The organism is Rhodopseudomonas telluris (assembly GCF_042432815.1).
Lineage (GTDB): Bacteria > Pseudomonadota > Alphaproteobacteria > Rhizobiales > Xanthobacteraceae > Rhodopseudomonas > Rhodopseudomonas telluris.
In genome coordinates, this window is sequence record NZ_JBHLWM010000001.1 from 238,376 (window position 1) to 252,986 (window position 14,611).

The 14,611-nt window shown below is 67.1% G+C and carries 10 protein-coding genes; 2 read left to right on the top strand and 8 right to left on the bottom strand.

Annotated features, from left to right (window positions below):
* Nucleotides 1-40 precede the first annotated feature (40 nt).
* On the bottom strand, nt 41-619 hold the full coding sequence (locus tag ACFFJ6_RS01135) for a gamma-glutamylcyclotransferase (protein WP_378383488.1): 579 nt from the start codon (nt 617-619) through the stop codon (nt 41-43).
* Nucleotides 620-766: 147 nt separating this feature from the next.
* On the opposite strand from ACFFJ6_RS01135, the gene ACFFJ6_RS01140 reads away from it, so the two are divergent.
* A complete protein-coding gene (locus ACFFJ6_RS01140) occupies nt 767-1,960 on the top strand; it encodes a DUF2125 domain-containing protein (protein WP_378383490.1) in 1,194 nt (397 codons plus the stop codon).
* Between the two features lie 210 nt (nt 1,961-2,170).
* Here ACFFJ6_RS01140 and ACFFJ6_RS01145 read toward each other — a convergent pair whose 3' ends face one another.
* From ACFFJ6_RS01145 to ACFFJ6_RS01160, 4 genes are all read right to left on the bottom strand, one after another.
* Nucleotides 2,171-3,793 carry an ABC-F family ATP-binding cassette domain-containing protein gene (locus tag ACFFJ6_RS01145; protein ID WP_378383492.1) on the bottom strand — a complete coding sequence of 541 codons (1,623 nt, stop codon included), beginning with the start codon at nt 3,791-3,793 and terminating at the stop codon, nt 2,171-2,173.
* A 162-nt stretch (nt 3,794-3,955) separates the two neighbouring features.
* The gene (gene rocF, locus ACFFJ6_RS01150; protein ID WP_378383494.1) at nt 3,956-4,942 is read right to left on the bottom strand and encodes an arginase; all 987 of its coding nucleotides are present in this window, start codon (nt 4,940-4,942) and stop codon (nt 3,956-3,958) included.
* 89 nt (nt 4,943-5,031) lie between these two features.
* Nucleotides 5,032-5,865, bottom strand: coding sequence for an acyl-CoA thioesterase (locus ACFFJ6_RS01155; protein WP_378383496.1), 834 nt, complete (start codon nt 5,863-5,865; stop codon nt 5,032-5,034).
* Nucleotides 5,866-6,123: 258 nt separating this feature from the next.
* Nucleotides 6,124-8,640 carry a glycogen/starch/alpha-glucan phosphorylase gene (locus tag ACFFJ6_RS01160; RefSeq protein WP_378383498.1) on the bottom strand — a complete coding sequence of 839 codons (2,517 nt, stop codon included), beginning with the start codon at nt 8,638-8,640 and terminating at the stop codon, nt 6,124-6,126.
* A 392-nt stretch (nt 8,641-9,032) separates the two neighbouring features.
* Between ACFFJ6_RS01160 and ACFFJ6_RS01165 the strand changes: the two genes are divergently transcribed.
* Nucleotides 9,033-9,464: a hypothetical protein gene (locus tag ACFFJ6_RS01165; protein WP_054163713.1), complete on the top strand. Its 432-nt coding sequence runs from the start codon at nt 9,033-9,035 to the stop codon at nt 9,462-9,464.
* 37 nt (nt 9,465-9,501) lie between these two features.
* Here the strand turns inward: ACFFJ6_RS01165 and ACFFJ6_RS01170 are convergent, their stop codons facing one another.
* The 3 genes from ACFFJ6_RS01170 to polA form a co-directional block, all read right to left on the bottom strand.
* Entirely contained in the window at nt 9,502-10,281 is a 780-nt protein-coding gene (locus tag ACFFJ6_RS01170) for a DUF2865 domain-containing protein (RefSeq protein WP_378383499.1), read from the bottom strand.
* A gap of 150 nt (nt 10,282-10,431) precedes the next feature.
* On the bottom strand, nt 10,432-10,995 hold the full coding sequence (gene pyrE, locus ACFFJ6_RS01175; protein ID WP_378383501.1) for an orotate phosphoribosyltransferase: 564 nt from the start codon (nt 10,993-10,995) through the stop codon (nt 10,432-10,434).
* Nucleotides 10,996-11,317: 322 nt separating this feature from the next.
* On the bottom strand, nt 11,318-14,392 hold the full coding sequence (polA, locus tag ACFFJ6_RS01180) for a DNA polymerase I (protein ID WP_378383503.1): 3,075 nt from the start codon (nt 14,390-14,392) through the stop codon (nt 11,318-11,320).
* Nucleotides 14,393-14,611 lie beyond the last annotated feature (219 nt).

Consider the following 14,611-nt stretch of genomic DNA (forward strand, 5'->3'; position numbering starts at 1 on the left):
CGCTATGCGCGTCGACCTCGCCCGCAAGCAGGAGAGGCTATCAACGATGCGGCGGCGTTTCGTCGCGCAGGGCTTCGGCGAGGCGATGCAGGCTGGGATCGCGGCAGCCCTGGGCTTCCAGCGAATGCACGGTCGACAGCACGTAATCGCGGTTGGCGCCGGAGCGGCCGTGACCCTGGCGGACCAGCCGGAGCTGCTCTGCCGGGGTGAGGCGGCCGGCGTATTGGGCGTGGCCGCGATCGACCACATAGGCGAGCGCGCTGATCCGTCGCCGCGCGTCGTCCTCCAGCCAGACCGAACGCTTGACCTCGCGATACACGCTGGTGACCTGCTCGCGTTCGCGCAGATACGCCACGGTCTGCATCCGGTGCTTGTCGGCGACCCGGAACGCGATGCCGCGGCAGGCGCCACCGCGGTCGAGCCCGAGCACCAGGCCCGGCTGCTCCGGCGTGCCGCGATGGACGAACGAATAGACGCACAGCGCCCGATGTTCGCCGATCAGCCGCGCCGGCACCTGTTCGACGAAATCGAACCCCGGCCGCCACATCAGCGAGCCGTAGCCGAACACCCACAGGTCGCCTTCGGCAAGCTCGGCATCAGACAGGTTCTTGGCGGACATGACGGTCAGGCTTCGCGCAAATGACAAATTCCGTCTCTACTGCATTGGGACGGCCGATGTCAGCGCTTTCGCGTGACGGACAAGCATGACGGCGATGCGCCGCGTCCGGCGATTTGCCTTTTCGGGGGCACTCTCTAAGTAGGCACGATGACCGAACACACGCTTCCTACCCGCCGCCGGCTGTGGCCGCTGTTCCTGATGCCCGCGCTGCTGCTCGTCGCCGCCATCGCCTGGAGCGGCTTCTGGTTCTTCTCCGTCGCGCAGGTCGACCGCATCGTCGATTCCTGGCGCGCGCGCGAGGCGGCGGCCGGCCGCGCCTATGATTGTGGCGATCGCTCGATCGCCGGCTTCCCGTTCCGCCTCGAGGTGCGCTGCACCGACGCCAGCGTGGCGCTGACCTCGCAGACCGCCGAACAGGTGGCCAGCCAAACGCCGGTGACGGCCAAGCTCGCCGAGATCCTGGTGGTGTCGCAGATCTATCAGCCGAGCCTGCTGATCGCGGAGTTCAAGGGGCCGGCGATCTTCGCCGATCGCGGCCAGCCGCCGTCGCTGCAGCTCAACTGGGTGAGCGCGCGCAGTAGCGCAGCCGGGCTGCCCGGCCCGCCGGAGCGCGTCTCGCTGGTGTTCGAGGCGCCGGCGCTCGACCGGCTCGGCGGCGCCACACCGCTGCCGCTGGCCCGCGCCCGTCACGTCGAGATGCACGCTCGTCAGCTCGAAGGCCCGGCCGGCGCCGCACCGCGGATCGAAACCGATTTCCAGTTCGAGGGCGCCAGCGTGCAGGACGTGCATCCGCTGCTCGCCGAATTGTTCGATGCGCATCTGCGGGTGGTGCTGAGCGGGCTGAAGGACTTCCGCCCCAAGCCATGGCCACAGCGCTTCCGCGAACTGCAGGCCGCCGGCGGCCGGATCGAGATCACCCAGGCGCGGATTCAGCAAGGCGAGATGATCGCGACCGCGATCGGCGCGCTCGGCCTGACGCCGGCAGGCAATGTCGACGGCGAATTGCAGATGGTGGTGGCGGGGCTCGACAAGGTGATCCCCAAGCTCGGCATCGACAAGGTGCTGGAGGAGGGCGTGTCGCAATCGACGCTTGATCGGCTGGCGCCGGGCGTGCGCGCCAATGACGTCAACAACGTGCTGGGCGCACTCGACCGCGCCATCCCGGGCCTCGGCCGCGTCGTCCGCCAGAACGCCAATGTCGGCGTCGCCGCCGGCATCAACGCGCTCGGCCAGGAGGCGACGCTGGAAGGCCGCCCCGCCCGCGCGGTCCCGCTGCGCTTCGTCGACGGCGCCGTGATGCTCGGCCCGATCAAGGTCGCGCAGATGAAGCCGCTGTTTTGATGATCTTGGTGATCTGTTGAAGTAAGCGCGGCCGCGATCTGCAGCGCGCTCCCTCTCCCGCTTGCGGGAGAGGGTTGGGGTGAGGGTGCCCCAGGCAGGGACTTAGCGACTCGCGGAGGGGAGTGCCCTCACCCGGATCGCTGCGCGATCCGACCTCTCCCGCAAGCGGGAGAGGTGACAGCCCCGCAAGCGGGAGCACTCTGCTAACTACTAACTATGCAGCCCGGGCGCCTCGTGGCCGGTCCTTGCGACGTACTCGGTGTAACCGCCGCCGTATTTGTGGATGCCGTCGGGCGTCAGCTCCAGCACGCGGTTCGACAGCGCGCCGAGGAAATGCCGGTCGTGGGACACGAAAAGCATCGTGCCCTCGAAGTCCGACAGCGCCTTGATCAGCATTTCCTTGGTGGCGATGTCGAGATGGTTGGTCGGCTCGTCGAGCACCAGGAAGTTCGGCGGGTCGTACAGCATCTTGGCCATCACCAGCCTCGCCTTCTCGCCGCCGGACAGCACACGGCATTTCTTCTCGACGTCGTCGCCGGAGAAGCCGAAGCAGCCGGCGAGCGCGCGTAGGGACCCTTGGCCGGCCTGCGGAAACCATTCTTCCAGCGAGGCGAACACGGTGAGTTCGCCGTCGATCAGATCCATCGCGTGCTGCGCAAAGTAGCCCATCTTGACGCTGCCGCCGAGCGCCACGCTGCCGTCGTCGGGCGGCGTCGAGCCGGTGACCAGCTTGAGCAGCGTCGACTTGCCGGCGCCATTGATCCCCATGACGCACCAGCGCTCGCGGCGCTGGATCTGGAAGTCGAGTCCGTCATAGATCACGCGGCTGCCGTAGCGCTTGGATACGCGCTTCAAGCTGACCACGTCCTCGCCCGAGCGCGGCGCCGGCAGGAAGTCGAACGCGATGGTCTGGCGGCGGCGCGGCGGCTCGACCTTTTCGATCTTGTCGAGCTTCTTGACCCGGCTCTGCACCTGCGCGGCGTGCGAGGCGCGCGCCTTGAAGCGCTCGATGAAGGCGACTTCCTTGGCGAGCATCGCCTGCTGGCGCTCGAACTGCGCCTGCTGCTGCTTGTCGGCGAGCGCGCGCTGCTGCTCGTAGAATTCGTAGTTGCCGGTGTAGCTGGTCAGCGTGCCGGCATCGATCTCGATAATCTTGTTGACGATGCGGTTCATGAATTCGCGATCGTGCGAGGTCATCAGCAATGCGCCTTCAAAGCCGCGCAAAAACTGCTCGAGCCAGATCAGGCTTTCGATGTCGAGATGGTTCGACGGTTCGTCGAGCAGCATCACGTCGGGCCGCATCAACAGAATGCGCGCGAGCGCGACGCGCATCTTCCAGCCGCCGGACAGCTTGCCGACGTCGCCGTCCATCATCTCCTGGGTGAACGACAGGCCGGCCAGCACCTCGCGGGCGCGGCCTTCCAGCGCGTAGCCGTCGAGCTCCTCGAAGCGGTGCTGCACCTCGCCATAGCGCTCGAGGATCTGCTCCATCTCGTCGGCCTTGTCCGGATCGGCGAGCGCGTCCTCGAGCTGCTTCAGCTCGGCCGCGACTTCGCTGACCGGGCCAGCGCCCTCCATAGTCTCGGCCACCGCGCTGCGGCCGCTCATCTCGCCGACGTCCTGGCTGAAATAGCCGATGGTCAGGCCGCGATCGACCGAGACCTGGCCCTCGTCGGGCGTCTCGGTGCCCTTGATCATCCGGAACAGGGTCGTCTTGCCCGAGCCGTTGGGCCCGACCAGGCCGATCTTCTCGCCGCGCAGCAGCGTCGCGGACGCCTCGATGTAGAGGATCTGGTGGCCGTTCTGCTTGGAGATGTTGTCGAGACGGATCATGGGCTCACAGGACGATAAAAAGGCTGCGGCGCGTTTAGCCGAAAGTGGCCGTGTCCGCCAGACTCCGTCAGTGCGAGCGAAGCGAAGCAGTCCAGAGGCGCCGAGCACAGAGCTGGATTGCTTTGTCGCTTCGCTCCTCGCAATGACGAACGATGGGGCGTTCTACCCCTCCGGCAGCAGCGCGTTGCTGGGCGTCACGCGGTCGCTGATCTGCATGCCGAACAGGCTGCCGATCAGCTCCACGGCGACGCGGGCGGTGCGGCCGCGCTCGTCGAGGAACGGGTTGAGCTCGACCACGTCGACCGAGCGCACCAGCCCGGAATCGTGCAGCAGCTCCATCACCAGATGCGCCTCACGATATGTCGTGCCGCCCGGCACGGTGGTGCCGACGCCGGGGGCGACCGACGGGTCTAGCACGTCGACGTCGAACGACAGATGCAGCACGCCGCCGGCGGCACGGACGCGGTCGATCACCCGGCGGATCAGCACGCCGACGCCGAACTCGTCGATCGCCCGCATATCGACTACGGGGATCGCGCGGGCCCGCACCAGGTCCTTCTCCAGCGGATCGATCGAGCGGATGCCGAACAAATCGAGCCGGCTCGGCGGGATCGACACCCGCGGCTCGTCGCCCAGCAGATGATCGAGGCCGGGCTCGCCGCACAGGAACGCGGCCGACATGCCGTGCATGTTGGCGGTCAGCGTGGTCGCCGGCGTGTTGTAGTCGGCATGGGCATCGAACCACAGCACGAACAGCGGCTTGCCCTGCTGCTCCCAGTAGCGCGCGACGCCGTTGATCGATCCCATCGACAGGCTGTGGTCGCCACCCATGAACAGCGGCACCGCGCCCGACTGCGCGAGCTCGTAGGCACGTGCCGAGATCGCCCCGACCCAGCTACGGACCTCGCCGTAGTAATTGGCGTTGGCCGGCACCGGAGCATCGCCGCGCGTCACCGGCGGATGCGGCATGTCGCCGTGATCTTCGAACGTGAAGCGAAGCTGTTCGAGGACACGGCCAATCCCGGCGGTGCGCAGCGCGGCCGGCCCCATCAGCGTGCCGCGCAAGCCCGCGCCAATCTCGATCGGCACGCCGAGCAGCGCGACGCGGCGCGCAGGATCGGGCGGAAGTATCGAGCTGGACGGCGTCATGGCGGCGCCTTTCGAGCGGGAGCGACGGGGCGGGTTCAGCTCACGACGTAACAGCGGCACGTGACGACACCACGTCGCCGCGCGTTCGGTCAGGCCTTGAAATAGGTGATCTGATGCGTCGTCGCCAGCAGCTTGCCGCCCGGCGACCACAGTTCCCCAGTCTGGTCGCTGAAGCTCTTGTGAAACACGCTGGCGTCGGCAACGCCCAGCACCGCCGTGACCGGTTCGGCGGCGAGGTCGGCGGCATCGACGTGGAAATACGTGGTCATCGACACCGTGCCGATCGGCAGCAGTTCGCCGCGCACGTGGAAGATGCGGGCGAAGAAAGCATCGGCGATCGCCGACAGCGACAACAGGTCGAGCTCGCGCGGCACCGCGTGGCTCATCCAGGCCTTTGTGTGCGGGCTGGCGGGGCCGGACTGTTCGCCCGACCCGAAGTTCGGCTCGTTTTCGACGAAGCGGAATTCGAACTGCCGGACCCACGAGGCCGCGACGCCGGCGCGCGAGTACACCGGCGCATCGTGATAGGTCGGCGTCTGCGGCATCGTCGTCGGCCGATGCGTCCAGGTTTCGCGGCGCTGCGCGAACACCGCGGTGGCGAATACCGCCACGTCGCCGTCGGCCTGCGTCAATTCGATGCCCCAATGCTGGGTCGATCGCGTCGCCTTGATCAGGCGCGGCGTCAGATCGAAGCTGCCGGCGGCGATCGGCGCGCAGAAATTGACCGTGAAGGCGAGGGGATCGCCGGCGCGTTCCGGCTGCAGCATCAGTGCGCGCAGCAGCGTCGCCGCGGTGGCGCCGCCGAACTGGCCGACGAAGGCGTGGTAATCGTCACTGGTCGCGCCCTGCCAGCGGCCGTCGCGCTGGTCCACCCGGGTCGCGGCGTCGAACGGATGGATGCTGTGTTCGACCTTGGCGTCCATGATCGCTCCCTTTTTTGTTCTTGCTCTTTGCGCCGCACAATCTGCCTTGCGCGGTGCCATCGCGCAATGGCTGTCGGGCGTCATGTGAAGGCATGGGTTGCGCAATGAGCCGCCCCGAGCCGCAGCGCTCCCCCTCTCGCGCTGGCGGGAGAGGGCTGGGGTGAAGGCGCCCCAGGCAATGAGTCAGCGACTCGCGGAGCGGAGTGCCCTCACCCGCCGCGCTGTGCTCGGCGCAAAGTTCGATCGACCTCGCGGCCCTCAGCCCTTCGCCTGACGTGCCGGCGACGGCTGTGTCGCCGGCCTTGTCGGCACGTCCCAGATGTCCTCGGCGTATTCGCGGATGGTGCGGTCGGACGAGAACCAGGCCATGCGGGCGACGTTGAGGATGCCGGCGCGAGTCCATGCGGAGCCGGCGCGCCAGCGGGCGTCGATGCCGCGCTGGGCTTCGTAGTAGCCGTCGAAATCGGCGCTGACCATGTAGTGGTCGAGGTGTCGCAGCGCGTGCGCCACCGAGGCGAAGCGCGCCGGATCGTCGGGCGAGAACACGCCCGAGTCGATCGCCCGGATGGCGCGGTCGAGCTGCGGCGAACGGCTGATGACGTCGGTGGCGTCGAGGCCTTGCGAGCGGCGTGCCACGACTTCGAGCGCTTCCATGCCGAAGATCGCGATGTTCTCGGCGCCGACGTGGTCGCGGATCTCGATATTGGCGCCGTCGAGCGTGCCGATCGTCAGCGCGCCGTTGAGCGCCAGCTTCATGTTGCCGGTGCCGGACGCTTCCATGCCGGCGGTCGAGATCTGCTCCGACAAGTCGGCCGCCGGGATGATCACTTCGGCCAGGCTGACATTGTAGTCGGCCAGGAACACGACCTTGAGCTTGCCGCCGATCGAGGCGTCGTTGTTGACGACTTCCGCGACGTCGTTGATCAGCTTGATGATCAGCTTGGCGTAGCGATAGCTCGCCGCAGCCTTGCCGGCGAAGATCTTGACGCGCGGCACCCAGTCGGCGCCGGGATTATCCTTGATGGCGTGGTACAGCGCCACGGTCTCCAGCACGTTGAGGAGCTGGCGCTTGTATTCGTGGATGCGCTTGATCTGCACATCGAACAGCGCGCCGGGATCGACCCGGACGCCGTTGCGCTCGCTGATCAGCCTCGCCAGCGCGATCTTGTTGCGATGCTTGACGGTGCGGAACTGCTGCTGAAACGCGGCATCGCCCGCGAAGGCCTCGAGCCGCTCGAGCCGACTCGGATCGTCGAGCACCTCGTCGCCGCAGGCGATCCGCACCAGATCGGTCAATCCCGGATTGGCCAGCGTCAGCCAGCGCCGGAAGGTGATGCCGTTGGTCTTGTTGGTGATGCGGTCCGGATAGAGATGGTTGAGATCGTGAAACACGGTCTCCTTCATCAGATCGGAATGCATCGCCGACACGCCGTTGATGCGATGCGAGCCGATGAAGGCGAGGTGGCCCATGCGGACGCGCCGGCCGGCCTTCTCGTCGATCAGCGACACCGAGGCGCGGAATTCGATATCGCCGGGGCAGCGTTGCTCGGCCAGCGCCAGATGCGCTTCGTTGATGCGGTAGATGATGTCGAGATGCCGCGGCAGCGTGCGCTGGAACAGGTCGAGCGGCCAGGTTTCCAGCGCTTCGGGCAGCAGCGTGTGGTTGGTGTAGCTCAGCGTCGCGCGGGTGATGTCCCAGGCGTCGTCCCAGCGCAGATTGTGGACGTCGACCAACAGCCGCATCAGCTCGGCGACGGCGAGGCTCGGGTGGGTGTCGTTGAGCTGGATCGCGGCCTTCTTGGCGAGGCTGCGGATCTGGCCGTCCGAATCCAGATGCCGCTGGATCAGGTCCTGCAGCGAGGCGGAGACGAAGAAGTATTCCTGGCGCAGCCGCAGTTCGCGGCCGGCGGCACTCTCGTCGTTCGGGTAGAGGAATTTGCAGATCGCCTCGGCGCGGGCCTCGTGCGCGGTGGCGCCGAGATAGTCGCCGGTGTTGAACACGTCGATCAGCATCGGGTCGGGCGCGCGGGCCGACCACAGCCGCAACGCGTTGACGTGCTCGCCGCGCCAGCCGACGATCGGGGTGTCGTAGGCGACCGCCTGCACGGTCTCGACCGGCGTCCACACCGTCCGGGTCAGGCCCTTGGCGTCGGTGACCTGGGCGATCTGCCCGCCGAACATCACCTGATAGACGACCTCCGGCCGCTGCAGCTCCCACGGGTTGCCGAAGCTCAGCCACTCGTCGGGGAATTCCTGCTGCCAGCCGTGATTGATGATCTGGCGGAACAGGCCGTAATCGTAGCGGATGCCGTAGCCGAACGCCGGGATGTCCAGCGTCGCCATGCTTTCCATGAAGCAGGCGGCGAGCCGGCCGAGGCCGCCGTTGCCGAGCGCCGCATCGGGCTCGCATTTGCGCAGGTCGTTCAGGCCGACGCCGAGGTCGCCGAGTGCGGCCGCATATTGCGCCAGCAGGCCCATATTGTTGAGCGCGTCGGTGAACAGCCGGCCAATCAGGAATTCGAGCGACAAATAATACACCCGCTTGCGGCCGGCGTCGTAGCTCTCCTTTTCGGACACCAGCCAGCGGTGGACGATGCGGTCGCGCAGCGCCAGCGCCGAGGCCTTGTACCAATCGTGCTTGGTCGCCTGGGTCGCCTCCTTGCCGATCGCGAGCGTCAGCTTCGCCAGGATCGCGCTCTTGATCTCGGTGAGCGCCAGCTCATCGATCGGCGGCTGCGGCAACTGAAATTTTTCTGGCAGGGGCTGCACGGTCAAGTGGCGATCCTACAAAGGTTTAGCGGATTCTGAGCATACAAACATTAGCGCTCGATCGAAACCCGTGACGAGTGCATCGATGCGGCGCGCTGCCTTGGTTTTGTGCACAACGCCGAGGGGCGACCCACACGACGTGTTTGCAGCCTTGAATCAGTTCGACGGCTGATTGTATCCGGAGCATGCCGTAAGCCGGATGGCTGCAGGATGAACGGGGGCCGCAGACACCGCGGCGGATCGCCGTCGGGGCGGCGGGGCTAGGCCGGCAGATGCAGTCGGTGATGCACAAGCCAATCAGAACAAATTAAGAACATTTTTGTAAACTACTGAGATATCATCCTGATTCGGTGCGTGGCGCGCCGATATATTGGGTCTCTCCAGCTTGTGAGGGCTACATGTCGACGATTGCGTTCGATCAGATGGCGCTGACGCGGATCGCGGATTTCTCGCGTTCGCTGTCGCGGCTGCATCAGCTCGCCCGCCGGCAATGGATCGACGACGACCAGCTCGACCGCGAGTTCAACACCGTGTGCCAGTCGATCTGGGGCTATTCGCCGGACGATCTGTGCGACGAGATGTTCGCGGCCGACGATCTCGCCTGGCTCGATACGCTCGACGAAAGCAGCGCGCGGATCTTCGCGGCCGAGCACGGCTACGATCTGGTCGACGACAGCGGCATGCTGACCGACTGGTGGGGCTATTGCTGGATGATCCTGGCCGAGAAGCGCGGCCTGCTGACGCCGGAAAACCGAGCTGCCGCCAGGGCCAAGATCGAGGAAGCGTATCTGGCCGCACCGAATGTGATCGGCGTGATCGTGGCGCGGTGAGGCGAGGACGCTCCAGCCGGCCAGCGATCCGCTTCAGCTAGTCGAGGCCGGGCGTGGCCGCTGCAGCCCGCCGGCCTGTTGCCGGCTTCGGGGCCGTAGCCGGCTGCAGCGTGTCACGCAGAGCCGGCGGGGCCTGGTCGGCCAATTGGTCGTTCACCGGCGCGACCTTCATCTCGCCGAGCTTGGCGCGGAGCTGGGCGGTCAGGCCCGGATAGTCGGCGACCGGGGTGAAGTCGGGCGTCTGCTCGGCGCCAAGCCGGATGCCGTTATATGCAGCGAGGCCGGTCGCGGTGGCAACGATGTCGCCGGGGCGCAGCGAGGTGTCCTGCGACAGGTCGATCTGCGCCAGCCCGGCCGGATCGCGGCCATTGCAGGTGCAGTCCGCCTTCAGCGCCTTGCGATAGGCGTAGGCGTTTTCGCTGTCGGGGTAGCGCTGGCCGTTCGATGCGGTCGCGTAGTCGATATTGCTGCCGTAATAGACCTTGGCGTTGCCGGCCGGGCAGAACATCGTGCACATCTGCGCCGCCGTCATGCCGCCGCGCACCTGCAGGGCGAAATACTTGCCGTCGCAGGGCCGCACGCAGAACGCCGGCCCGCCGCCGGAGACGGTCTGGCGCGGCTGCGGGGGCGGCGCGGCCTGCTGCTGATTGAGGCCGAACGGATCGGCAAAGAAATTGGCTTGCGGCGGGGCGCCGCGCTGCTGCGGCCGCTGCGGAGCACCGCCGCCGAATAGCATTTCGAGGATGTTCTGGGCCGAGGCGGGGTGCGAATGCAGCGCGACCGGACCGCCCAGCGCGAGAGCGGCAGCGAGCACCATGGGCCGTCCGCGGCGCAGCATTTCAAGGACCTGACGCAACGCTCACTCCACCCGAGGCGATCGTGCTGCGGCCGAGCCGCGACACGTGCACATTAAGTCGGGATGGTAAACGCCGGGTTTCCGCCGCACCGCGCCGCCGCGCGGGACCTGTCAGGTCTTGAGGAATTCGCTCGCCTTGTACAGCGACCGGAACGGCAGCCCGGCCTCGGCGAAGGCTTCAGTGGCGCCTTCCTCGCGATCCACCATGGTCAGCACCAGGATGATCTCGGCGCCGGATTCCTTCACCGCCTCGACCGCCTTGATGGCCGAGCCGCCGGTAGTGGTGACGTCCTCGACGATCACGCAGCGCTTGCCGGCCAGGCTCTCGCCCTTGGCGAGCCCTTCGACCGAAAGCTTGGCGCCGTGCTCCTTCGGCTTCTTGCGCACGAAGAACGCCGCGATCGGGTGGTTCTTCAGCCAGGACAGCTGCGCGATCGCGCCGGCCAGCGGCACCGCGCCCATCTCGAGCCCGCCGACATAATCGACCTTCTCGTCCCGCAGCGTCTCGTAGGTCAATTCCGCCAGCAGCGCGGCGCCCTCGGGATCGAGCATCGTCGGCTTCAGATTGAAGTAGAAGTCGCTCTTGCGCCCCGACGCGAGCGTGATCTCCCCGCGGCCGAACGACCGGGTGCGGATGATTTCGGCAAGGCGGGCGCGGGACGCGGATTTGGACACGGGCGGACTCTCTGGCTCTGGCTTTAAGGAAAACGCCGCAATCTAGCCCCCACAGCCCCCCGATGCCAGCGGCGCGGGGAGGGTATCAACGGGGGAAGAGCCTCGGTCACCAGCTAAGTGGATCGTGGCGCGCCATCTGGCACAGCGCGCTCCCTCTCCCGCTCGCGGGAGAGGGCTGGGGTGAGGGCGCCCCAGGCACTGACGCAGCCCGCGCGGAGAGGAGTGCCCTCACCCGGATCGCTGCGCGATCCGACCTCTCCCGCAGGCGGGAGAGGTTGCTCAGTGTCTGCTGCGGATCAGTGCGTCACAACGAAGGCTGCCATTAATGCGCCTCGTCCCAATTGTCCGCAGCCCGTGCATCCACCTGCAGCGGCACGTTGAGCAGCACCGCGGGGAACGGCGCGTCCTGCATCACATGCTGGACCACCGGCAGCGTCGCGGCGACCTCGTCTTCGGGCACTTCGAAGATCAGTTCGTCGTGGACCTGCAGCAGCATCTGGGCGCTGAGTTTCTTCTCGGCGAGCGCGTCCTCCATCCGCACCATGGCGCGGCGGATGATGTCGGCGGCGGAGCCTTGCAACCTTGCATTGATGGCGGCGCGCTCGTTGAAGGCGCGGATCGACGGGTTCGAGGCCTTGATGTCCGGGTAGTGGCACTTGCGGCCGAACAGCGTTTCGACATAGCCATGCGCCCGGCAGAAATCGCGGGTCTCGTCCATATAGGCGCGGATGCCGGGGAAGCGCTCGAAGTAGCGCTTGATGTAGGCGCCGGCCTCCTCGCGCGGGATGCCGAGCTGGTTGGCGAGGCCGAACGCCGAGATGCCGTAGATGATGCCGAAATTGATCGCCTTGGCGCGGCGGCGGATTTCCGACGGCATGCCCTCGACCGGGACGCCGAACATCTCCGACGCCGTCATCGCATGAATGTCGATGCCTTCCTGAAACGCTTTCCGAAGCGCCGGCACGTCGGCGACTTCGGACAGCAGGCGTAGTTCGATCTGCGAGTAGTCCGCCGACACCAGCTTGTGGCCGGGCGTCGCCACGAAGGCGCGGCGGATCTTTCGCCCGTCCTCGGTGCGCACCGGGATGTTCTGCAAATTCGGCTCATTCGACGACAGCCGCCCCGTGGTGGTGGCGGCGAGCGCGTAGGTGGTGTGAACGCGGTGGGTCTGCGGATGCACGTAGGTCGGCAGCGCGTCGGTGTAGGTCGAGCGCAGCTTGCTGACCTGGCGCCAGTCGAGAATCTTGCGCGGGAATTCGTGGCCCTGCTCGGCGAGTTCGTCGAGCACCTGCGCCGAGGTCGACCATGCACCGGTCTTGGTCTTGCTGCCGCCCGGCAGGCCCATCTTGCCGAACAGGATGTCACCGAGCTGCTTGGGGCTGCCGATGTTGATGTCCTCGCCGGCGAGGTCGCGGATCTCGGCCTCGATCCGCGCCGCGGTCTGGGCGAAGTCGGATGACAGCCGCGACAGAACGCTGCGGTCGATCGAAATGCCGCGTCGCTCCATCCGCGCCAGCACGCCAACCAGCGGCCGTTCCAGCGTTTCGTACACCGCGGTCATCGAACCGGCGACGAGGCGCGGCTTCAGCACGCGCGCCAGCCGCAGCGCGACGTCGGCGCGCTCGGCCGCATAGGCGGTGGCGCGGTCGATCGGCACCTGATCGAAGCCGATCTTGGCCTTGCCGGTGCCGGTCAGCTCGGTCAGCGTATGCAGCGTGTGGCCCAGATTGCTCTCGCTCAGCGCATCCAGCGCGTGGCTGCCGCGGCCGGCGTCGAGCGCGTAGGACATCAGCTGCGGATCGTCGATGTTGCGCAAGCTGATGCCGTGCTGCGCCAGCAGCACCGCGGCGAATTTGATCGCGAAGCCGACCTTGGCAAAGCCGGCGGATTCCAGGATCGGCTTCAGCGCGTCCAGCGCATCGCGCGTCCCGATCTGGTCGGGTGCGAGGCCGGCGGCGAACAGCCCGTCGCCATCACCGCTCTGCTTGTGGGCGAGCGGGATGTAGCAGGCGTCGTTCGGCCCGAGCGCCAGCGCGAGGCCGATCAGCTCGGCCTGCATCGGATCGATCGAGGTCGCGGCCGCCTCCAGCGCGACGACGCCGGTGCCGTGGACGCGTGCGATGAAGCCGTGCAGCTCATCCATGCTGCGCAACGTCCTGTACGCAGCGCGGTCGACCGGGACTTTGCGAGCGGCCTCGGCCCGCGCGGCGACCAGCGCTTCCGGCGACAGCACGACGCCCGGCTTGCCATCACGGCCGCGGCCTGCATTCGGCGCACCACCTGGCCCCGCTTGCGGCGCGCTCCCTCTCCCGCTTGCGGGAGAGGGTTGGGGTGAGGGCTCTTGCCCCGAAAAAAGGTCGCCGCTTGGAGCAGCACTTCCGCTCTTCGCAAGCGGCGGAACGGCGGACTTCAGCGCCGTCTCCGCCTCCACATCCGACGGATCGATCTGCGCATAGTCGGCGACGCGCCGCGTCAGCGTGGTGAATTCCATCGCCTTGAGGAACGCCACCAATTTGCGCGCGTCCGGCTCGTGCACCGCGAGTTCGTCGAGCGGCACGTCGAGCTTCACATGATCGTCGAGCAGCACCAGCTTGCGCGAGATCCGCGCCTTCTCGGCGTTCTCGATCAGCGCTTCGCGCCGCTTCGGCTGCTTGATCTCGCCGGCACGCGCCAGCAGCGTGTCGAGGTCGCCATATTCGGTGATCAGCTGCGCGGCGGTCTTGATGCCGATGCCGGGCACGCCCGGCACATTGTCGACGCTGTCGCCGGCCAGCGCCTGGACCTCCACCACCTTGTTCGGCGGCACGCCGAATTTCTCGATCACTTCGGGCACGCCGATGCGGCGGTCCTTCATCGTGTCGTACATCGTGACGCAGTCGGTCACGAGCTGCATCAGGTCCTTGTCGGACGACACGATGGTGGCGGTGGCGCCGCGCTCGCAGGCCTCGCGCACATAGGTGGCGATCAGATCGTCGGCCTCGAAGCCGGACTGTTCCAGGCACGGCAGGTCGAACGCCCGAACCGCCTCGCGGATCAGGGCGAATTGCGGGATCAGATCGTCCGGCGCCGGCGGCCGGTGCGCCTTGTAGTCGGGATACATCTCGTTGCGGAAGGTGTGCTCCGACTTGTCGAAGATGATCGCCAGATGCGTCGGCCGGTTGTCCGGCGGCATGTCGCGCAGCAGCTTCCACAGCATGTTGCAGAAGCCGAGCACGGCATTGACCTGCAGCCCATCCGACTTGCGGTTCAGCGGCGGCAGCGCGTGATAGGCGCGGAAGATGTAGGACGAGCCGTCGACCAGAAAGATATGGTCGCCCTTGCCCGGCGGCTTGACGCCGACGGGGGCAGGGGGCGTGGGTGCGGACGGTGCGGCGGCTGGCTTCGGGCTTTTCGGCATGGCCGCAACTTAAGGGGTCCGGGGGCTTTTGACACCCCTTTCCAGCCCCAGATCCGCCGGGGACGCCAACGAAAGAGGCCGGGCGAATCCGGCCACTCGAAGACACCATCGTTCGTCATTCCGGGATGAGCGCTTGCGCGCAGGCCCGGAATCCATACCCCCGGCGGTGGTTATGGATTCCGGGCTCGCGCGTTCCGCGCGCCCCGGAATGACAGAAGA